The organism is Acinetobacter sp. YH01003, assembly GCF_013420525.1.
In the GTDB taxonomy this organism is placed as follows: Bacteria; Pseudomonadota; Gammaproteobacteria; order Pseudomonadales; family Moraxellaceae; genus Acinetobacter; species Acinetobacter towneri.
Window position 1 is genome coordinate 1 of sequence record NZ_VOXY01000008.1, and the last position, 21,877, is coordinate 21,877.

Annotated in this window: 17 protein-coding genes and 1 rRNA gene; 9 read left to right on the forward strand and 9 right to left on the reverse strand. The window is 42.5% G+C overall.

The genetic code is table 11. The features are described 5' to 3' along the window. Positions 1 to 4 precede the first annotated feature (4 nt). Positions 5 to 119, forward strand: a 5S ribosomal RNA gene (gene rrf / locus FTT70_RS08380). Positions 120 to 192: 73 nt separating this feature from the next. Here the strand turns inward: rrf and FTT70_RS08385 are convergent. Beyond that, complete coding sequence (locus FTT70_RS08385) at positions 193 to 1,155, reverse strand: IS30 family transposase (protein WP_068532856.1); 963 nt, start codon at positions 1,153 to 1,155, stop codon at positions 193 to 195. 164 nt (positions 1,156 to 1,319) lie between these two features. Then, on the reverse strand, positions 1,320 to 2,003 hold the full coding sequence (locus tag FTT70_RS08390; protein ID WP_179988883.1) for a TIGR04219 family outer membrane beta-barrel protein: 684 nt from the start codon (positions 2,001 to 2,003) through the stop codon (positions 1,320 to 1,322). Positions 2,004 to 2,175: 172 nt separating this feature from the next. On the opposite strand from FTT70_RS08390, the gene FTT70_RS08395 reads away from it, so the two are divergent. From FTT70_RS08395 to FTT70_RS08405, 3 genes are all read left to right on the forward strand, one after another. Next, positions 2,176 to 3,618: an aldehyde dehydrogenase family protein gene (locus FTT70_RS08395; RefSeq protein ID WP_131262040.1), complete on the forward strand. Its 1,443-nt coding sequence runs from the start codon at positions 2,176 to 2,178 to the stop codon at positions 3,616 to 3,618. Positions 3,619 to 4,183: 565 nt separating this feature from the next. Beyond that, positions 4,184 to 5,668 carry a sodium-dependent transporter gene (locus FTT70_RS08400; RefSeq protein WP_180061069.1) on the forward strand — a complete coding sequence of 495 codons (1,485 nt, stop codon included), beginning with the start codon at positions 4,184 to 4,186 and terminating at the stop codon, positions 5,666 to 5,668. Between the two features lies 1 nt (position 5,669). Beyond that, entirely contained in the window at positions 5,670 to 5,780 is a 111-nt protein-coding gene (locus FTT70_RS08405) for a methionine/alanine import family NSS transporter small subunit (protein ID WP_004970370.1), read from the forward strand. Positions 5,781 to 6,082: 302 nt separating this feature from the next. On the opposite strand, the gene rsmB is transcribed toward FTT70_RS08405, so the two are convergent. Then, complete coding sequence (gene rsmB / locus FTT70_RS08410; RefSeq protein ID WP_180009358.1) at positions 6,083 to 7,390, reverse strand: 16S rRNA (cytosine(967)-C(5))-methyltransferase RsmB; 1,308 nt, start codon at positions 7,388 to 7,390, stop codon at positions 6,083 to 6,085. Then, the gene (fmt, locus tag FTT70_RS08415; protein WP_180168500.1) at positions 7,387 to 8,349 is read right to left on the reverse strand and encodes a methionyl-tRNA formyltransferase; all 963 of its coding nucleotides are present in this window, start codon (positions 8,347 to 8,349) and stop codon (positions 7,387 to 7,389) included. The genes rsmB and fmt overlap by 4 nt, the downstream gene beginning before the upstream one ends. Positions 8,350 to 8,719: 370 nt before the next feature. Here fmt and ilvD (FTT70_RS08420) point away from each other — a divergent pair, with 370 nt between their 5' ends. The 4 genes from ilvD (FTT70_RS08420) to FTT70_RS08435 all read left to right on the forward strand — a co-directional run bounded on the left by ilvD (FTT70_RS08420) (position 8,720) and on the right by FTT70_RS08435 (position 14,162). Further along, positions 8,720 to 10,549 (forward strand): dihydroxy-acid dehydratase, encoded by a 1,830-nt coding sequence (ilvD, locus tag FTT70_RS08420; protein ID WP_019837334.1) that lies wholly within the window; start codon positions 8,720 to 8,722, stop codon positions 10,547 to 10,549. Positions 10,550 to 10,767: 218 nt separating this feature from the next. Continuing rightward, entirely contained in the window at positions 10,768 to 12,453 is a 1,686-nt protein-coding gene (gene ilvD, locus FTT70_RS08425; RefSeq protein WP_004970362.1) for a dihydroxy-acid dehydratase, read from the forward strand. 118 nt (positions 12,454 to 12,571) lie between these two features. Then, positions 12,572 to 13,885 (forward strand): hypothetical protein, encoded by a 1,314-nt coding sequence (locus tag FTT70_RS08430; protein ID WP_180168501.1) that lies wholly within the window; start codon positions 12,572 to 12,574, stop codon positions 13,883 to 13,885. Then, the gene (locus FTT70_RS08435; RefSeq protein ID WP_136143457.1) at positions 13,875 to 14,162 is read left to right on the forward strand and encodes a chorismate mutase; all 288 of its coding nucleotides are present in this window, start codon (positions 13,875 to 13,877) and stop codon (positions 14,160 to 14,162) included. Before FTT70_RS08430 ends, FTT70_RS08435 begins: the two co-directional genes overlap by 11 nt. Here FTT70_RS08435 and FTT70_RS08440 read toward each other — a convergent pair. After that, positions 14,128 to 14,397, reverse strand: coding sequence for a hypothetical protein (locus FTT70_RS08440; RefSeq protein WP_180168502.1), 270 nt, complete (start codon positions 14,395 to 14,397; stop codon positions 14,128 to 14,130). The genes FTT70_RS08435 and FTT70_RS08440 overlap by 35 nt on opposite strands. 82 nt (positions 14,398 to 14,479) lie before the next feature. Between FTT70_RS08440 and FTT70_RS08445 the strand changes: the two genes are divergently transcribed. Next, on the forward strand, positions 14,480 to 14,659 hold the full coding sequence (locus FTT70_RS08445; protein WP_004970356.1) for a hypothetical protein: 180 nt from the start codon (positions 14,480 to 14,482) through the stop codon (positions 14,657 to 14,659). Between the two features lie 279 nt (positions 14,660 to 14,938). Here FTT70_RS08445 and FTT70_RS08450 read toward each other — a convergent pair whose 3' ends face one another. The 4 genes from FTT70_RS08450 to FTT70_RS08465 form a co-directional block, all read right to left on the reverse strand. Then, entirely contained in the window at positions 14,939 to 16,237 is a 1,299-nt protein-coding gene (locus FTT70_RS08450; protein ID WP_180159141.1) for a solute carrier family 23 protein, read from the reverse strand. 258 nt (positions 16,238 to 16,495) lie between these two features. After that, a complete protein-coding gene (locus FTT70_RS08455; RefSeq protein WP_167845633.1) occupies positions 16,496 to 17,443 on the reverse strand; it encodes a GGDEF domain-containing protein in 948 nt (315 codons plus the stop codon). 441 nt (positions 17,444 to 17,884) lie between these two features. Beyond that, positions 17,885 to 20,569 (reverse strand): phosphoenolpyruvate carboxylase, encoded by a 2,685-nt coding sequence (ppc, locus tag FTT70_RS08460; RefSeq protein WP_131261313.1) that lies wholly within the window; start codon positions 20,567 to 20,569, stop codon positions 17,885 to 17,887. Positions 20,570 to 21,162: 593 nt separating this feature from the next. Further along, entirely contained in the window at positions 21,163 to 21,777 is a 615-nt protein-coding gene (locus FTT70_RS08465; RefSeq protein WP_179988876.1) for a TetR/AcrR family transcriptional regulator, read from the reverse strand. Between the last annotated feature and the right edge of the window lie 100 nt (positions 21,778 to 21,877).

The following is a 21,877-nucleotide window of genomic DNA, read 5'->3' on the forward strand; positions in this document are numbered from 1 at the left end:
TTGTGCTGGCGACCATAGCAAGAGTGAACCACCTGATCCCTTCCCGAACTCAGAAGTGAAACCTCTTCGCGCTGATGGTAGTGTGGGGTTACCCATGTGAGAGTAAGTCATCGCCAGCTCATTATTCAAACACCCTCAACTAGCGTTGGGGGTGTTTTTTATGGGAGAAAGAAAACTTTAAGAAGGGCGGATTCAAGCGGCAAGTGCAACAGTATAAAAACCAGCCATAACTTCACTCGGTGTATACCAACCTAGTGTTTTTCTAGGACGATGGTTGAGTGCAAATTCTATCTGCTCTATTTGTTCGTTTGACACGTCATCAAACGATGATGATTTTGGCAGATATTGACGGATTAAACCATTCGTATTTTCATTTCTAGCTCGCTGAATAGACTTGTAAGGATCAGCAAAATACGTCTCTATGCCAGCATCAGTAATTCTTTTGTGTTCGGAAAATTCTTTGCCATTATCAAATGTCACACTATAAGCATGGCTCATTTGTAAACGATCTAATGCACAAGTAATCGTTTGAGAGGATGCTCTCGTTGGCCCTAAATGAACAATATGTACATACAGGCTTTTTCGATCAACGAGAGTCAATAAAGCACCTTTATGATGTTTACCAATCACCGTGTCACCTTCGAAATCTCCTAAACGTTGTCGTTGATCAATGACCTGGTCTCGGCAGTGAATACTTGTTTTATCAATGATTTGCCCCCTACGATCCGTGTTTTTGTAACCGCGTTTTCGATATTTCTTCTGAAGCCTTAAGTGTAGATAAAGTTTACCGCCTTTTGATTTATCTTGATAAATGTACTGGTAAATCCACTCATGTGAAGGTACACCCAGCCAACCGCGTTGTGTTAAAGCACCTGAAATTTGTTCTGGTGACCAGTCCAAACCAATCAAATAATCAATATAAGCGAAGGCAAATGCTGTCATTGATGATGAAGGACGGTACCGTCTTTGACTTGCAAATTTAGCTGCCTGTTGAGCTCTATATCCACGTTGCCCAGTATTTCTTTTTAATTCACGGTAGATGGTTGATCGTGAACGTCCTAACTCTCGAGCAAGGGTAGCGATTGAACTTTTACTTTTCAAAGTAGCATAAATTTCGTATCTTTCATCTTGAGAAAGTTGGGTGTATTTCTTCATTGTGTGCTTTCCAATTGCGAGTTGAAAAAGTCTAATGATTCTATGAATACACCTAACTTTTTCAACTAACTACAAATGTGTTGCACTTGGGATTTGAATCTGCGAAGAATAAAAAACCCTTAAAAATAATTTAAGGGTTTTAAACTTATATAAATATCAAATATTTAGAAATGTGCTTCTAAACCTAAATATGGGCCTTTAAACTCTAATTGAGTTTCCTGATTGGAATCTTGATTGAGCTTAATATCTAAAATGCGATAACCTGCTTTTAAACCAACATCGACTAAAATGGCATCTATAAAGTTATATTTAATTTCTGCCTGAGCATCACGAACTTCATTGTCGCTATTTTTGGCATAGTTAGCTTCAGCTTTGGCACTTAAACCTGTAAATGGCAATTTGACCGCTGCTTCTGCATACAGCATAGCTAAAGTTTCACTGACGTCTTGTGTCGAAAACAAATTCGATCTTAAGTCGCCTTCAAGTACTTTGGCACCAAATCCAACATCTGCGGCAACAATGTTATCTAAAATTTCATAATATAAAATGAAGTCTGAGTAATCTAAATCTAGTTGATTGATTTTTACACCAGCAGCGCTTTGCTCGCTTTCGGCCTGCAAATTGGCATGTTTAATTTTAGCATTGGGTAAAAATGGTACTGGATGCTCTACTGCTAGACTGAAGGGTAAGGCAAAATCATCATCCAAGTTTGGTGATAACTGAGCCTGATTCCAGTCTGCGCTATATTTCCAATAATCTACGCTGGCTTTTACCCCAATAATATCGGCATGCACCGCTGAACAACTAATTAAACTGCATGCTAAAGCAAAACGTTGTAATGTAAGCATATAAACTCTAGTATTTTGTCATCATCATTTGGGATGAATGGTGTGGTGTTGTATGTTCTCGTGACAAAAAATCATGTGAAATATTGTCCAACTTAGCGCATCATACATTTTCTAGAATCAAAATTCTTGTAAAAATATAGCTTAATTCGCGCCAAAAATAGAGGATTTCAGTATGCAAAATGTCCATCCACCTGTCGATTATCCGCTCTATCTTGCCAATAAAGCCGTAGAAACAGGGCAATGGTTAGCCGTTCAGCATAAATATTCTCAAAATTTATATGCGCGTGTCGCACTTGCCGATGCGAAAAGTATTGAAAAAGCCATTCGTGCAGCCGTAAAAGCAGAAGCCGAAATGGCAAAGTTACAGCCCTTTCAAAAACAAAAAATTCTGTTGCATTGTGTGCAGCGTTTTCAAAACATGCGTGAAGAATTGGTCGAAATTTTAATTGCCGAAGGTGGAAAACCACGTTTGGCTGCGATGGCAGAAGTCGAGCGTTTAATTAATACCTTCCAAATTGCGGCAGATGCGGTGTCACAACTAGATGAAGGGCGTATTTTGCCGTTGGCAGTGACGGCTGCTGCTGCGAATTATCAAGGGATGGTTAAGCATGTACCCATTGGTACCGTGTCTTTGATTAGTCCTTTTAATTTTCCGTTGAATTTAACTGCACATAAAATTGCACCTGCGATTGCCGCAGGTTGTCCTTTTGTATTAAAACCTGCCAGTGCCACGCCTATTTCAGCATTGAAAATTGCAGAAGTGTTGGCAGAAACAGATTTACCTAAAGGTGCGTTTTCGGTATTGCCTTGTGAGCGTGAACAAGCTGATGTTTTAGTGACAGATGACCGCTTTAAACTGCTCAGTTTTACCGGTTCAGATGTGGTGGGTTGGGATATGAAAGCCCGCGCAGGACGCAAAAAAGTAACGCTAGAGTTGGGCGGCAATGCAGCAGTGATGATTGAACCCGATACTGAATTGAATGATGCATTGATTCATCGCTTAATTGGTGGTGCGTATAATCATGCTGGGCAGGTGTGTATTAGTGTGCAACGTATTTTGGTGCATGCTGACGTATATGCCGAACTGAAAAAGAAACTTGTGAGCCAGCTCAAGAAAATTAAAGCGGCAGATCCTGATTTAGACAGCACTTTAGTCGGGCCAATGATTAAGGAAGCTGAAGCGCAGCGCTTGAAAAAGTGGATTGATAAAGCGGTGAAAAAAGGTGCAAAAATATTGGCAGGTGGCGAGCTGAAAGGTGTGATGTTTGAGCCGACTTTATTGGAACAGGTCGATCCAAACTTGGAGGTTTATAAAGATGAAGTTTTTGGCCCTGTTGCCATTTTGGAAAAATATTCATCTTTTGAACAAGGAATTACACGTATTAACCAAAGCCGTTTTGGTTTACAGGCGGGTATTTATACACAAAGCTTGGAAAAAATGCTGTATGCATGGGATCAGTTACAAGTTGGTGGGGTGATTATTAATGATATTCCATCGTTCCGTGTGGACAATATGCCTTATGGTGGCGTGAAGGATTCAGGTTTAGGGCGTGAAGGGATTCAATCTGCTATTCGGGATATGCAGGAAGAGCGTTTATTGGTAATTAAGCGTTAAGTATCTGATCTAATGATGCATCGTTATAAATAAAGAGAAAGGATGAGTTAACTCTGAATTTTGAGATGATTGATTACAGTGCTGTAGTTCGGTGAATAATAGGCTACAGCGCTGCTAAAATAGATGAAAATTAAAATAACTCAAATAGCATCAAAATTTCATTCCAAATAGTTATACGATTTATAACTAAAAAATCAAGTCAAAATGGAGTGGAATTTGAACGTTTGATTAAAAAAATGCATACAAAAAGCATCTTTCTAAGCAGAATTTACAGAAAAATTGTTCAAAAATGAGTATTGTTAAGCCATACAAAAGCGCAATATTGGGCAAAGACTTTAAGCAAGATTTTCCGAATATTTCGCTGTTTGACCTTTAGAATTTGATGCTCAAAAGGTGTGACTCTAAAGCAAACACCCAGATTTTCATTTTTTGCAGGATATTTTTTGCGTGCGCTAAAGTACCGTTATATAAAGTAAATTTAAGCTAATGAAAAAGCAAGTTATTTATATAAAAGGTCAGAATTAAAAAACAAGCAGCAAAAAATAGCCTGAAGTTTAGGTGTTCTATGACAGATTCTCGTGAGAGTTGGTCCGCGCGATCAGGCTTTATTATCGCAGCCATTGGTTCTGCGGTCGGGTTGGGCAATATTTGGCGTTTCCCTTATGTTGCATATGAAAATGGCGGCGGCGCATTTTTAATCCCTTATTTAATTGCGATCTTTGCCGCAGGTTTGCCATTGCTGTTTTTGGACTATGCAGTCGGACATAAATACCGTAAAGCACCACCAACCGCTTATAAAAAGCTCATGAACAGTGAAGCATTGGGCTGGTGGCAGGTGATGGTGACTTTACTGATTGGTATTTACTATGCCAGCGTATTGTCTTGGGCAGGCAGTTATATGTTCTATTCCATTGGTCAGCAATGGGGAACAGACACTGAAAAATTCTTTTTCACAAGCTACTTACAAAATGGTGAAGGCTTAGCCTTTGGTTTTGTACCTACTTTATTTATTGGCTTGGTCATCGTATGGACGGTGGTGATGTTCATTTTATATGGTGGGGTGAAAAAAGGGGTTGAGCTGTCAAATAAAATCTTTATACCACTTTTGGTGATTTTATTCTCTATTCTCGTGGTTCAAGCTTTACGTTTACCGGGTGCAGTCGATGGCTTAAATGCTTTCTTTACGCCTAACTGGGAAGCGATGGCGAACTATAAAGTATGGTTAGCTGCCTTTGGTCATATCTTCTTCTCACTTTCAGTGGGTTTCGGGATTATGTTGACCTACTCATCTTACCTAAAACGTAAAACCAACTTGACTGGTTCAGGCTTGGTGGTTGCACTTGCAAACTCATCTTTTGAAATTTTAGCGGGTATTGGTATTTTTGCTGCGCTTGGTTTCATGGCGTACAGCGCAGGTTCATCGGTAGATGAAGTGGTTTCTGGCGGTATTGGTTTAGCCTTTATTGCATTCCCGAAAATCATTTCAAGCTTGGGTGCAGGTGGCGATTTATTTGGTTTCTTATTCTTCGCTTCATTGACGGTTGCAGGGGTGACCTCAATGGTGAGTATTCTGCAAGTGCCCATTGCTGCGTTCCAAGACAAGCTGGGTTGGTCGCGTAAGCGTGCAGTAACCATTATTGCGGGTGGTTCAGCTATTGTTTCAACCATTTTATTCTCTACCCACAGCGCGATTACTTTTGTCGACATCATTGACTACTTTGCCAACAACATTGGTATTGTTGGTGGTGGTTTATTGTCGATCATTTTGGTGACTTGGTTCCGTCGTCCATTGCTCAAAGAGTTACAGCAACACGTTAACCAATACTCAAGCATTAAATTGGGTTGGGGCTGGAATTTCCTGTTAACCATCGTGACGCCGCTTTCATTGCTCGTGGCTTTAGGTTTAACCCTTAAATCTATTTTTGCAGAAGGCTATGGTGGTTATCCATTACACATTTTACTCACCGTGGGTGGTGGTACCGTGGTGCTCTTTATTATTGGCGCGGTATTGCTTAGCCGCTTAAAAGATCACGACGCAGCGGAGAAATAAGATGAATACATCTGCATTGGTGATGTTGATTATTTCAACAGTGGTACTTTGGGGTGGTTTGGTTTTGGCGATGATTCACCTGATCAAAAACCCAGATGAACTTGAAGACTAAGCATTTTACTGAACGAGTGCAATGTTGTAAGGCATTGCACAGCCTGAGCAAAAACAAGCACTGCTTTGTTTGCAGCGCAAGGCGCAGCGAAGGACAAGCATATTTTTTGCTGCTATTGCGTTATGTGCCAGTCATTTAGAATGACTAAATTTCCTGTCCCATGCCTTATATCAGCTAAAAAATATGCGTCGTCGCAAACATAGACGAAGTGTCAACAGACCCTAAATTAACCCTTGATTGATTCAAGGGTTATTTTTTTGGAAAGGCTATTAAATGAGAAGAATCGTTAAAACAGAAACAGCTTAGGCGGTTTTTTCAATACGACAATAATAAAAACCATCCCCGCGTCCTTGTTGCGGCAATAATTGGCGTCCATACAGTTGTGGAATGCCCCAATCTGCATCAATTTTGACTTCTTTGGCATTTTGATGTTCGGCAAAGAATTGCTGCATTTGCTGTTCATTTTCGGCTTTTAAAACCGAGCAGGTAATGTAAAGCAAGGTGCCACCAACTTTGAGTTGCTGCCACATCTGCTGCAAAATCTGTTGCTGTAATGCCACCGTTTGCTTAATATCGCTAGATTGACGCAGCAAACGAATATCTGGATGGCGACGCAAGACTCCAATTGCAGAACACGGTGCATCCAATACAATACAGTCCACTGCTTCACTGGCATTCCATGTGGTTGCATCGGCAGCCAAAATTTCAACTTGCGCTTCTTGATTCAGTTGCAGACGTTCTAGATTTTCGCTGACACGTAACAGACGTTTGGTATCCTGATCTATGGCAATCAATTTTTTAGGCTGAAATTTTTCAAGCAGATGCGCTGTTTTACCACCGGGTGCTGCGCAGGCATCGACTACCACTTTGCCATCTAAATTTGGCAAGAGCGTTGCACACAGTTGGGCATGTTCGTCCTGTACGGAAAATACGCCTTCATCAAAACCAGGCAAGTCTGGAATGTGCACATTTTGCAGCATCACAATACCGACTTCAGACACGGTGCAAGCTTCTGCAGCAATCTCTTGTTCCTGCAAAATTTCTAAATAGTCATCACGGCTGATTTGGCGTGTATTGACTCTTAAAGTCAGAGGCGCGGTTTGCTTTAAAGTTTGCGTCAGTTGTTCTTGTTGTTCAGGCCAATCTTTTTTCAGACGTTTATACAACCAACTTGGCAAACCATGTGCCTGCGCCAAAGCCTTTTGAAATTCCGATGTTTCACGTGAAACACGACGCAGAATTGCATTCACCACACCGCTGAGTGCTTGATAGCCCAATTGTTTGGCTGCAGTTACGGTTTCAGAAATTGCGGCATGACTGGCTACACGAGTACAAAGCACTTGATATAAGCCGACATATAAACAGGTTTCAACAGTTTCATTGTTGAGTGGTTTCACCAACAGCGGCAAAGTAATGCTTTTTAGGGCATACCATTGACGCAAAGTGCCCAAAACCAGTTCATGAAACAAGGCGCGGTCACGTTCTGCGACTTTACTTAAATGTGCAGGTAAAACGCTCGCCAATGATTGCCCTTGTTGTACAGCCAATAGCGTACGGATGACTTGGGCACGCAAGTTCAAATGTGAGTTGCCTGATTCAGAATGGCTCATGCGAGAACTTGTCCTGTTTGAAGTTTTTGAGTTTGAATGATTTGCACAGGATTCAGCGGTTTAGCGCCTGGCCATTGCAACGAGCTTAAGCATACCGCTTGTTGATCGCCACAAGCGACGTGTACGCCTTGTTTGTCCAGTTTTAAAATTGTGCCTGCAGCTTTGCCTTGTGCAGATTCATCCGATAATGCTGAACCCCAAACGCGCAAGTTTTGTGTTTCATCTAAAGGGATAAACGCCACCGGCCACGGATTAAAGGCACGGATATTACGGTCAATTTCGGCTGCAGTTTGTGACCAGTTAATTTGCGCTTCGGCTTTGGTCAATTTGTCTGCGTAGACCGTCAAGGCTTCATCTTGCACTTCACGCGCAGCCAAATAGTCTTGCAATTTTTGCTCTGAAGCCAGTACTTCGACAATTGCTTCGGCACCTTGCTGCGCCAGTTTATCATGTAAAGTAGCAGAGGTGTCTGTGGCAGTAATTGGGCATAGGGTTTTATACATCATATCGCCTGTATCTAAGCCTGCAGCCATTTTCATAATGGTGATGCCTGTTTCGGTATCACCTGTGGCAATCGCACGCTGAATCGGCGCTGCACCACGCCAACGTGGTAGTAAAGAACCGTGAATATTCAAGCAGCCATATTTTGGAGTATCTAAAACCACTTGCGGCAAAATTAAACCATAGGCAGCAACCACCATCACATCGGCATTCAATGCAGCCAATTCTTGTTGAGCCGCCAGACCTTCTTCAGTAGATGATTTAAAATGTAAAGGTTGATAGACAGGAAGATCGTGTTGTAGTGCCAATTGCTTCACCGCAGATGCTGTGAGTTTTTGTCCGCGTCCTGCTTTACGGTCAGGCTGGGTGTAAACCGCGACAATCTCATGTTCGGTGTTCAGGAGTGCTGCCAAAGCGCTTGCAGCAAATTCAGGCGTACCTGCAAAAACGATTTTCAATGGAAATCAACCCATAGTTTTAGATGACGCGGCAATTATAACAAATTGCGGCTCAAAGGTCGGAACGGGTTGTAACAAATCCACCTTGTCGCTGTGCTATAAATTATTATGATAAAAATTAGTAATGCAAAATTTAAAAATTATTCATGAAAGTTTTGTATTGCATTCAGTATGATCAACAAGGTGCTGTGGGTTCTCGTCACTTTTTATCCATCATAAAGTTGGTAAAGTAGCAGCCTTACTACCTCAAGCTGTAGTAAAATAGAAAGACTCTTAAACTATTTTGCAGTGATACAGATCTTGCAAACAGTATTATTTCGCCAGAATGAATTTCAGATTCATTTCAGCACAACCAAGTTGGAACTTTATAATGCCTGACTATCGTTCAAAAACATCGACACACGGAAGAAATATGGCGGGTGCACGCGGCTTATGGCGTGCAACGGGTATGAAAGACGAAGATTTCGGTAAGCCGATTATTGCGGTGGTCAACTCATTTACCCAATTTGTACCTGGCCATGTGCATTTAAAAGACCTCGGTCAAATGGTGGCAGAGCAAATTCAGGCGGCAGGTGGTGTTGCCAAAGAATTTAACACCATTGCTGTAGATGACGGGATTGCCATGGGTCATGACGGCATGTTGTATTCATTGCCATCGCGTGACTTGATTGCCGACTCGGTAGAATACATGGTCAGCGCACACTGCGCCGATGCAATGGTGTGTATATCCAACTGTGACAAAATCACACCAGGGATGCTGATGGCTGCTATGCGTCTGAACATTCCAGTGGTGTTTGTGTCTGGCGGCCCAATGGAAGCAGGTAAAGTCAAAATTCGTGGCAATGAACACGCGATTGACTTGATTGACGCGATGATTGTGGCGGCAGATGACAACTATACGGATGAAGAAGTTGCTGAATATGAGCGTTCTGCATGTCCAACTTGTGGTTCATGCTCAGGGATGTTCACTGCAAACTCAATGAACTGCTTAACAGAAGCTCTAGGTTTATCTTTACCGGGCAACGGTTCAATTGTAGCAACTCACGCCAACCGTAAAAAACTGTTTGATAAAGCAGGTCAGTTGATTGTGGAATTGGCCAAACGCCATTATGAACAAGACGATTACAGCGTATTGCCACGTTCAATTGCAACCAAAGCATCTTATGAAAATGCTATGACGTTGGACATTGCCATGGGCGGTTCAACCAACACCGTACTGCACTTGTTGGCGGCTGCCAATGAGGCAGGTGTGGATTTCACCATGGATGACATTGACCGTTTATCACGTAAAGTGCCTGTACTATGTAAAGTAGCGCCTGCAAAACAAGATGTTCACATGGAAGATGTACACCGTGCGGGTGGCATTATGTCTATTTTAGGCGAGCTGGATCGCGCAGGTTTATTGGACACTTCAGTAGGCACAGTTCACGAAGCGACTTTAAAAGATGCTTTGGATAAATGGGACATCATCCGTACCGAAAATGAAGACGTTTACCAGTTCTTCCGTTCTGCACCGGGCGGCGTACCCACCCAAACAGCATTCTCACAAGACCGTTACTATTCACGTTTAGATGGTGACCGTGACAATGGTGTGATTCGTAATGCAGAACACGCTTTCTCTAAAGATGGTGGTTTGGCGGTACTTTACGGCAATATTGCTTTAGATGGCTGTATTGTAAAAACTGCAGGGGTGGATGATTCTATTTTGAAATTCAACGGCACAGCACGTGTTTTTGAAAGTCAGGATGCTGCTGTAGACGCGATTTTGGGCGGTAAAATTACAGCGGGTGATGTGGTGGTGATTCGCTACGAAGGCCCACGTGGTGGCCCAGGTATGCAAGAAATGCTCTATCCAACCAGCTATTTGAAATCGAAAGGTTTAGGCAAAGAATGTGCCTTACTGACCGATGGTCGTTTCTCGGGCGGTTCTTCAGGTCTTTCAATTGGTCACGTTTCTCCAGAAGCGGCTGAAGGTGGTGCGATTGGTCTGGTTGAAGATGGTGACCGTATCGAAATTGATATTCCAAACCGCAGCATTCACTTGGCGGTAGATGACGCAACTATGGCGGCACGTCGTGAAGCGCAAGAAGCTAAAGGCTGGCATCCTGCAGAAGAACGTCCACGTAAAATTTCTAAAGCGTTGAAAGCTTATGCCATGCATACCACCAGTGCGGCAAAAGGTGCGGTACGTGAAATCTAAGCAGTACTTGGCAATTTAAGCTGCTACAAAAAAGCACTCCAAAATTGGGGTGCTTTTTTATGTGTCTGCAATGAGCGATGTCAGTATCGCAGCAAATTTGAGCGATGAAATTAGACAGGCATTTTCGTTTACATCCTGCCTGCTTTCGATACAATGAAAAATAAAATAAATTGTCATGATGAATACGTCATTTCACCCATCTTGCTAAGGAATCAGCCATGAGTAAACAGAATATCCGCGAACATTCAGCCGAAGTCTATGAAGGCATTGAAAATGCACCTGCACGTTCCATGATGCGTGCGGTGGGTTTTAAGGATGAAGATTTTACTCGTCCATTTATTGGAATTGCATCGACTTGGGCCAATGTCACACCATGTAATATGCATATTGATGGCTTAGCGCGCGAAGCAGAAACAGGCGTGAATCAGGCGGGTGGTAAAGGCATTATTTTCAATACCATCACCATTTCAGATGGTATTTCAAACGGCACCGAAGGCATGAAATATTCATTGGTTTCACGTGAAATTATTGCCGACTCAATTGAAGCTGTGGTGGGCTGTCAGGCCTATGATGGTGTGATTGCAATTGGTGGCTGCGATAAAAACATGCCGGGCTGCATTATGGGACTGGCGCGTTTAAACCGTCCGGGCTTGTTTGTTTATGGCGGCACTATTAAACCGGGTGCAGGACATACCGATATTATTTCGGTGTTTGAAGCCGTGGGTCAGCATGCCAAAGGTGAAATTAACGAAATTCAGGTCAAACAAATTGAAGAAGTGGCTTTGCCAGGTGCAGGCTCTTGTGGTGGCATGTACACCGCCAACTCTATGGCATCGGCCATTGAAGCATTGGGCATGAGTTTGCCGGGGTCTTCAGCACAAGAAGCTGTTTCTCAAGATAAAATGGATGACTGCCAACGCGCAGGCGAAGCGGTCATGAATCTGTTACGTCTGGATATTAAACCACGTGACATTATGACCAAATCTGCCTTTGAAAATGCCATTAAAGTATTGATTGCTTTGGGTGGATCGACCAATGGTGTGTTGCATTTGATTGCCATGGCACATTCTGCAGGGGTTGAACTCACACTGGATGATTTCGTGCGTATTGGTCAGGAAACCCCAGTGGTGGCCGATGTACGTCCATCGGGCAAGTATTTAATGTCGGAGCTGATTGCCATTGGCGGCATTCAACCGTTGATGAAACGCATGCTAGATGCAGGCATGCTTGATGGTTCTTGCTTAACGGTTACAGGTAAAACTTTGGCAGAAAACTTGGCCGATGTTGCCGATTATCCTGAAGGTCAGCAAATTATTTTACCGTTTGATGCACCAATCAAAAAAGATTCGCACTTGGTGGTTTTAAAAGGCAACTTATCACCTACGGGCGCAGTGGCAAAAATTACAGGCAAAGAAGGCTTGTATTTTGAAGGCCCTGCACGCGTTTTTGAAGGTGAAATTGGCGCGATGCGCGGCATTTTAGATGGTGAAGTGCAAGAAGGTGAAGTGGTGGTGATTCGTGGTGAAGGCCCTAAAGGTGGCCCGGGTATGCCAGAAATGCTGAAACCAACTTCTGCAATTATTGGCAAAGGTTTGGGTAATTCAGTCGCGTTAATTACCGATGGACGTTTTTCGGGTGGCAGTCACGGTTTTGTGATTGGGCATGTGACCCCAGAAGCGTATGAAGGCGGGCCAATTGGTCTGGTGAAAAATGGCGATAAAATTTCGATTAATGCCGAAACCCGTGAAATGACTTGGCATGTGTCGGAAGAGGAAATGGCAGCACGTAAAGCGGCATGGGTCAAACCAAAGCCAAACTATACCCATGGTGCATTGGCGAAATTTGCTAAATTGGCATCGGGCGCAGAAAAAGGTGCAGTGACTGATCTGAATTTAGAGGTCTAATTGATCATTTTTATATGAATTGATATAAATCCTTGTGTACTATTGAAGGACGAGCGCACATGATTTGCATGTGGCTTGTCCCCAAACCACAAGGATTTTCTTTTTAGAGGCTGATCTCATGTCACTGTTACGCCGTTGGTTCGATCCGATCAGATCGAGTTGGTTTTATCAAAAACCATCTCGGCAAGCGGTGTTGCCCACGGAACACGGACTGAGTGTGTATTTACGTCTAGATGATGTATATAGCTATTTGGCGGTACAGCAGTTGCCGCAATTAGAAGATATTCTGGCCGATGAATTAAAACCTTTAACCGTGGTGATTTCGCAACAAAGTGGCGATGCACCGAACCAAATGTCGGCTGCAGAATGGCAAAATTATTGTATTCAGGATGCACAAATTCTTGCCAAACAACATCGTTTTAGTTTTCACGATACCCCTGAACTACCGACCGCAGAAGCCTTAATGCAGGCAGAAACCATTTTGCGGCATACGCCGTTACGTGGTCAGGATTTCTTGTATTTACTCGAAGATGTGTTCCACATGCTGTGGCAAAAGCAGTCGGGTAAATTACGCACCTTATATGCCATGGCCAGTCGTCATCATCAAATTCAGGATTTTCCTGAACGGGTTTTTGATGATGCACCTGTATTGGCCAGTTATTTTGAATTTGGTGGACGTAAATATCATGCAGTCGATGATTTATTGCGTCTAACTCGCCGTTTAAAACAACAAAAACTACTCACCGATAATCCTATTTTTTTGATTAATCACATTGAATGGCGTGAACATTTAATTAGTGATGCCGAAGAACTCAATGAAATTCAGGCACTCGACCCTGAACTGGATTTGTATATCGCACTAGAAGACCCGATTTCTTGGTTGTTATTGGCGTATATCAAAGAAGAATTAGCTGCCTATTACAATATCCATTTGAATGTGTATCCTTTGTCCTATCATGGGCGTGACTGCTTTGACTGGAGTTTGGCGACGCGATTATCTAAACGTACCGATGTTGCGTTTACGCCGTTTTGCCGACCCACCGAGCAGGCGACTTATCAAATGGCACAACTGTATTACAGTGTGCCTGAAGAACAGCGTGTCGATGCCATATATCGCATTTTGCAGGCGGTATGGACGAGGGGGCAGGATTTATCCTTTAAAGCGCATTTTGAACGTATGCAGCGTGAACTCGAGTTAGACCAGCTGACCACAGCGGATGTGACTGAGTTGCTCAAAGAAAATGATATGCTGTGTGAAATGAAATCTCAGCCTGATTTTCCTGTGTTGGAATTGCGTATAGATGGGCAAAGCTACGTGTTTAATAGCTTATATCGGGTGTGGATGATTGAAAGTATTTTCAGTAATGTGTTAGAAGAAAAGTATAAGAGTGAAACCGAAACTGAAAGTGTAGCCCAAGCCCATGAACAATGAAAAAGTAAAATCATTACAACAAGCACGTGACAAAATAGACCAAATTGATGTGGCTTTAATTGAACTGATTGCATCGCGTCAGTTTTATGTCGATCAGGCCATGCGCCATAAACAGACTGTGGAAGATGTACAGTCACCGCAGCGCGTGAAAGAAGTGATTGAAAAAGTCCGTACTTTGGCTGTGCAACATGCAGTCGATCCTGACATGGTCGAGCGTTTGTATCACGATATGATTCAGCATTTTATTCAGCGTGAATTAAAAGAATTCCGTCCTTAATTGATCCATCTCTAAGTTTGGGCGATGCTTCAAACGCAGCCCAAACTTTGCGTTTTTGCGGTAAAACCGCGTATTTATATGCCATCTTGGTATTCAAAGCATAATTTTTAAAAATAATTTGCTTATTTTTTCTGCAGGTGGTTTTAAGCGCAAAGCCTTGCCTGTCTTGGCTTTGCTGGGTTTTTAAAAAGTATTGGTAAAAAAAAGAATATGATTTTATTACATTTTTTAACATTGTAAGTTTGCTTTATTTTAAAAAGTATATATATTGTATATACATCTTTTGCAAAGCAGTCTTTATTTTGGAGAGATCAGCAATGAACGAGCAAATCAAAAAAATAAAGACAGGCAAGAAAGATGGACAACTTTTAATTCGTATTAATAGTACTGAACGTGATGAATTTATTCGTTTATGTGAAGAACTTGATACTAGTGCTGCTCGTGAATTAAGAAAATTTATTCGTAGTTTTGTGAAACAACACAATGGCAACGAATAGCCTTACTAAGGAGTAATACCATGGCTAAGCAAGTTAAATCTTTGAAGCAACAAATCAAAGCACGTTTGAAAAAGATTTCAAAACATAAAGGCAAATTGAAGCAACTTAAGCAAGAGCTTAAAAAACAGAAATAAGCCAAGTAAAAGCATTATCTCTTAAAAACGGTTCATTCTAGACAGACCGTTTGAGGTAAAAAAAGACCGAACAATCACTGTTGTTCGGTCTTTTTGCATTGTTTCGGCATTTGCTTAGGTTCAAGCAAATGACCGCAAGTTCTGATTAAGAGGGATCACGCAAACTAAAGAACCAGTTCAGGAACAAGGCTGCAAAAGTTGCTGTCCCAATCCCGCCCAAGTTAAAGCTGCCCAATTGCAACGCAAAGTCACCCGTTCCTAAAATAATGGTCACGGCAGCCACCATCAGATTTCTGTTTTTAGAAAAATCGACTTTGTTTTCAATCCAGATTTTCGCGCCAGCAATGGTAATCAAACCAAATACCACAATCGAAGCGCCCGTTAAAATGGCGGTAGGAATGGTATGGATGATTGCCCCAAATTTTGGTGATAAGCCAAGGAAAATAGCAAAGACCCCCGCCACCACAAAAATAATCGTGGAATACACGCGGGTAACAGCCATCACCCCAATGTTTTCACCATAGGTAGTCATACCCGGTGCACCGACACCACCTGCAAGGGTTGTGGCAACACCATCTGCTACAAAGGCTTTACCAATGTGTGGATCGAGGTTTTCACCAGTCATGGCACCTACTGCTTTAATGTGTCCCAAGTTCTCTGCCACCAAAATGAAGGCAATTGGGGCAATAATCAGCATGGCATTCACATCAAATACAGGCGCATGAAAGTCTGGTACGCCAAACCAAGCGGCTTGCTGAATCGGTGCGAAGTTAATTGGCGTCCCCCAACCCATGACATTGGTGACTACAAAATAGATCAGATACGATATGAGCAAGCCAATCAGGAGCAAGAGGCGTTGCAGTAAACCTTTGGTAAATACGGCAATCATGCCCATACATAGCACAGTCACCAAGGCCATCCACATATTAAATGGATTGCCTGCAACCGCTTTGACCGTGACAGGAGCAAGGTTTAAACCAATGATCATCACCACCGCACCTGTCACCACAGGTGGCATTAATTTTTCAATCCAGCGGGTGCCAGTAGCCATCACCAAAAAGCCAATCAGGGCATATAAAATACCGCAGGCAATAATCCCGCCTGCCGCAACCCCAATATTGGCATTTAAACCGCCTGCTGCGCCTGCATAGCCTGTGGCAGCAATCACCACCCCAATAAAGGCAAAGCTTGAGCCTAAATAACTTGGAACACGCCCACCTGTCATGAAAAAGAACAGGATGGTACAAATCCCTGACATTAAAATGGCAAGGTTCGGATCAAAGCCCATTAAAAAAGGTGCAAGTACAGTGGCACCAAACATGGCAAATGCGTGTTGTATCCCCAATACAACGGTTTGTGCAGGCGGTAGATACTCATTGGTACCTACAGGACGTGCATCAATGCTGCCTTCATAAGGGCGCCATTTGGGAAACCAATTGGACATAAAGTAAGCACTCAAAAGCTAAATTGAGCACATCATACTCTTGTATTGCCTAAATTTTTTAAAAATTTTGCCAGAAAACAGATCAGCTGCTTATTTTTAGGATTAAATTTTACTATTTGATAAAATTTACATTTAATATAAATAAGTAATTTTATTTATAAATTTAAAGAATGTATTGCAGTCACTTAGTGATAGTCGCAGTTTAAAAAAAATTGTATGACCTGCGATTTTTGTTTGTATTTTATACAAAATTAATATTCATGATTCAATATCTTGCTGCACATTATTACGTCCACTTTGCTTGGCTTTATACAGCGCAGCATCAGTACGCTGAATTAATTCATGTTGATCTGCATGATAAACATATAAGGCACTTAAACCAAAACTTGCGGTAATTTGAATCTCATGTTCTGCATAGGCAATACGATGTTGTTCAATGGCAATTCTGCAGCGTTCCAGTACATTTTGGGCAATTTGCGGTGAGGTATTGGAGAAAATAATCATAAATTCTTCGCCACCAAAACGTCCGATAATATCTTCACTGCGTAGATTTTTTTGCAAAATTTTTGGAATTTGCTTGAGTACCTGATCCCCTCCATCGTGTCCATAGCGATCATTTACTTGCTTAAACCAGTCTAAATCGAGCAGGGCAAGGCAGATGTGTTCTTTGTTTTGCCCCGCCAATTGTTTTTGATTCACCAGTTGGTTGAATTTTATGCTTAAACCGCGTCGGTTGAGAGTTTGGGTGAGTGGATCAAGCAGAATTAGTTGTTGCTGATGTTCTTCACGAATCATCCAGCGTCCCAAAAAAGTATTAAATAAAATGGCCAACAGAACACCAATGATGGTGCTGCCAATCAAGTTATTGATGAGCATGAAATTTTGGAATTCCGCACTGGTAAACGTATAGGGCTGAAAAACGGGCGCATAGGGGATAATATTGCGCAAGGTCAGCAAAGAACCACCGTAAAATACCACCAAGCAGGGAATGGTGCCCCAAAAGATAATGCTGCGTTTAAACAACAATAAGCCTGTAAAAATGGAGCCAATGGTAAATACGCCTGTGAGTACCGTCATTTGACCCAGAAAATAGCCAATACTCATGAGTGAGCTGCTATAAAAGCCTAAACACAGAATTGGAAAATAATAGAGTGTGGTCTGATTTTCAGGAATACGATAGCTGATGACATATAAAGACCAAGGCAATCAGCAAATACAATATTAAACAACCCAATACCCATGGCAGCATGTATGGGGTAAACAGGGGTTGGCTTTGACTGAGCCAAAGTACCACTAAAAAGAGTAAATGAAAGAAAAAAACCAAGCCACTGACGACACGTGATTTTTGGATGTTATTTAAACTGAGGAGATTTTTATACCCTTGAAAAAATAAAAAATTTTTAGCTTTAATAAAGTCGTCATTGTAGAGCTTTCTGGCATAGGCAAGTCCAAACTCTTATTTATTGTCTAATCTAAGCATAATTCAAATAAGTTGAGACAGAAATCATAAAAAATGCCAGTTATCATGTTTTTTTATGATTTTTTCTACTTAGCCTAATATGTAGTCATCCGTCCCAAATCATGTTTAAGTGAGTGAATGAGCCACAAGCAGAGCATGACTCTGCTTGTTGTGCTATTCGTTAGGTCTTAACCTGTATTGCGTAAGCCTGCTGCAATCCCTGCAATACTCACCATGAGGGCATGATCGACAGGGGTATGTTCGGCATGCTGTTCTGCCAAATACAAACGACGACGTTTCATCAATTCTGCCTGTAGCAAATGCAGTGGCAATAAATAAGGTTTACGCACCCGCATCGATTGATCTAGCACATCATTGCTGCTGAGCAATTGCGATTCACCTTTAAGGGTCAGTAAAGTCGTCACAGCATCACGCAGACGTTGACGGAGTTGCTCACCCAGTTGTTTTAAGTCTTCGTCATCGGTCAGGTTAGATTCGTAGTACAGGGCAATATTGCTGTCGGCTTTAGACAACACCATTTCCAGCATATCAATCAAAGTCTGGAAATACGGCCAATCGCTGAGCATTTCATCCAAAGTGGCTTTTTGTCCCTGATCGAGCGTTTGGTTAATTGCTGCGCCTGTCCCTAACCAAGCAGGCAGCATCAAACGGATTTGTGTCCATGCAAATACCCATGGAATGGCACGTAAGGATTCAATTCCACCGCTCACTTTACGTTTCGCGGGACGTGAACCGAGTGGCAACATTTGCAATTCCAGCTCTGGCGTGACAGTGCGTAAATATTTCACAAAATGCGGATTTTCACGCACGGTTTGACGATAGACCTGCACCGAAAGTTCGGTCATGTTATCCATCAGCTCGCGCCATTCTGCTTTCGGCACAGGTGGTGGCATCAGCGTCGCTTCTAAGGTTGCAGCGGTATAGACTTCCAGATTTTGTAAGGCAACCCCTTCAAGCCCAAATTTAAAGCGAATCATTTCACCTTGTTCGGTGACGCGAATTGCACCTGAAATAGACCCTGGAGGTTGTGAGAACAATGCTTGTTGCGTTGGCGCACCGCCACGGCTGATGGAACCACCACGACCATGGAATAAAGTCAGCTGCACAGCATGTTGCTGCGCTACCGCAGTCAGTTCTTCCTGCGCGCGGTACTGTGCCCAGTTGGCAGACATGAAACCTGCATCTTTGGCGGAGTCTGAGTAGCCAATCATCACCTCATGTTTGCCCTGAATATGCTGCTTGTACCAATGCATATTAAATAGGGTATTCATGGTCTGAGCAGCCCCATCCAAGTCTTTCAGGGTTTCAAACAGTGGCACCACACGTAAAGGATGCTGAATGCCTGCTTCTTTTTGCAACAATAATACCGCCAACACATCACTTGGATATTCCGCCATGGAAATAATATAAGCACCCAAACTTTCCTGCGGCTGTGCAGCCAGAGTGCGCATGGTGGCAAATACTTCTTGCACATCGGGATGTTGAATCAGGCTTTGTGCAGGTTCCTGCATGAATTTTGGCAATAACGGACGTTTGCTTTGCAGCTCTTGAAGCAAAAAGTTCTGACGTGCTTGTTCAGTCCATGTTTCAAAATTGCCCAAACCTAAATATTCGGTAATGGCAGAAATGGCTTGGCGATGACGTCCTGACTCTTGGCGAATATCCAGTTTTAGCAATTCAATACCAAAACAATTCACACGATGAATTAAATCCAACAATTTGCCGTTCGCAATGTCTGATAATTGGCAAGCCGTCAGCGAGCGATAACACAGCAATAAAGGCTGTAACAGTTCGTCTTTGCTTTTGATGACCAAACTGTCATCAGCCTCTTTGCCTTGCAGTTTCGCTGCTAACCAGTCGCGGGTGGCTTTTAGGCGTTCTCGGGTGTCGCGTAAATATTCACGGTACGGCTCGGCATGGAAATGTCCCAAAGCATCTGCCAATTCTGGGCTGCATTGCTGAATGGAGAGTTCCCAACGCAGGTTTTCAATATCACGTAAATACAGTTCTGCTGCTTTCCAGCGTGACAGCCACAGCACTTCTTGAGTAACTTTATGAGTGACATTCGGGTTACCATCGCGGTCACCGCCCATCCAAGAGGCGAAACGTACAGGTGCAACGCTCAGCGGTAGGCTTTGTCCACAATGTTCCTGCACAATGCTGTCTAATTCACGCATGAATTTAGGCACCGCATTCCACAGGGTTTGTTCGATGGTGGTAAAGCCCCATTTGGCTTCATCGACAGGGGTTGGGCGATGTTGGCGAATTTCATCGGTTTGCCAAGCCGAGCTGATCAGCTGTTTTAAATCTGCCAAAACTGCCTGACGTTCACGTGGTGTCAGTTTTTGCTGATCCATTTTAAACAAGCAGTCATTAATATCGTCATATTTTTGAATGAGGGTACGACGGCTGACTTCAGTCGGATGCGCAGTTAAAACCAACTCAATTTTTAGCTCGCAGACTTGTTGAAAGAGTGTTTCTGCAGAAATTTGGTTGTCTTTAAACTTGATAAATAAGTGATCTAGCGGGTTTGGAGAAACGCCATTTTCATCAAATTCGCTTTGGCGACGGCTCCGCACCACATGATATTGCTCAGCGATGTTGGCAAAATTCAAAAAGTGGGTAAAGGCACGGGTGAGCGGTAAGATTTCGTCATCTTCCAGACTTAAAAACAGTTGTTCGAGTTGTTTTTCAGCTTCGGCTTGTCCATCGCGCGCGCCTTTAGACAAAGCACGAATTTGTTCGACCTGATTAAACAAATCTTGTCCTGCGTGTAACTTGAGGGTTTCACCCAATAAGTTGCCAAGTAAGCGTACGTCATCGCGTAGAGGAGCATCAATTTGTTGAATCATTCGTTGTTCTCCATGTTCTGTGTTTTTCTACTCTGTTAAGACTATACCCCGATTTAGATACAATCCAAGCGGGCTATCTACAAAAGTTGCATGGATTTTGCGCATCTGAAGTTATAGTGCCAAACAGCAGTATTTAGGAGAGAAATACAGGGTGGAGAGGAATGCTATTTGGTAAAAGAAACCCCAATTTAGATAAACCTTTTTTGTAATGGGTTCTGGGATAATCAATGTGCTAGAGTCCCAAGTGCATTCTCATGCGTATTGAGAGTATTTTTACGCATAGTTGCTGCCAATTATGTAGTGATGAGGGGAGCGGCATTTTGCTAAGTTACAAAAATAGCTGGGTTAACCTTCGGTTCGACCTACTTTTCTTTCGGGAAAAGTAGGCAAAACCATTGTCATCCACAAAACCTGCTTACAGTTTATCTCTTATTCATTGTTTCGCAGAAACAGTAATAAAACGAATACCATGCAGGTTGTAGATGACATTCCTGCGTATCGAATGGTGATTAGTGTTGAGTTTATTTATTTTCTTAAAACTGCGTGATTTGAATTTGTAAATCAAGCAAGAGGAGGTTGCGAAATTAGCTTGTTCAGCCATAACGCAGCATAAAAATACCAATCGCATCTTCAATAATCTTTTGAGATTGTGCAGCATCGGGCACGGCACGTACACCGAGTAAAACTTCATGGTGACGTAAACCATGCAGTAAGGAAACGATCAATTCAGTTTGCGTTTTTGGTTCATCGGCCTGAATAAACTGCAATTCTACTGCTTGACGAAAGAAGCTTTCCCACATCGCGCGAAGTTTGGCATGTGAGGCATTGTAAAACTGCAATGCCAACGGATTTTGCTCCGAGGCCAGTTCCATCAGCAAGTGCTCTAATTTAATCGCTTCAGGCATATTGACCAAGTTCAAGGACAGTTCACAGGCTTGGTATAAGGCCTGCTTAAAATTGCGATGTGCAGTCAAGTCCAAAGGTTGTGCTTTGAGCAGACTTTCACAGGTTTCTTCAATGGCACAGGAAAATAACGTGGCTTTGTCTTGAAAGTGGTTATACACCGTTAATTTGGTCACGCCTGCTTCACGTGCAATCTGATTCATACTAGAACCATGAAAGCCCAACTTTAAAAACAAGTGTTTTGCCGACATTAAAATGCGTTGGCGTTTTTCTAAATCTTTTGGTCGTCCGACATGAATCTGCACATGCTCATCCTAATTTGCATCAGTACAACTGGAAAATGACGCTTCAGTTTTAATTAATGTACCCAGTGGTATATTAATTAAAAAATAATCAATTTAATAT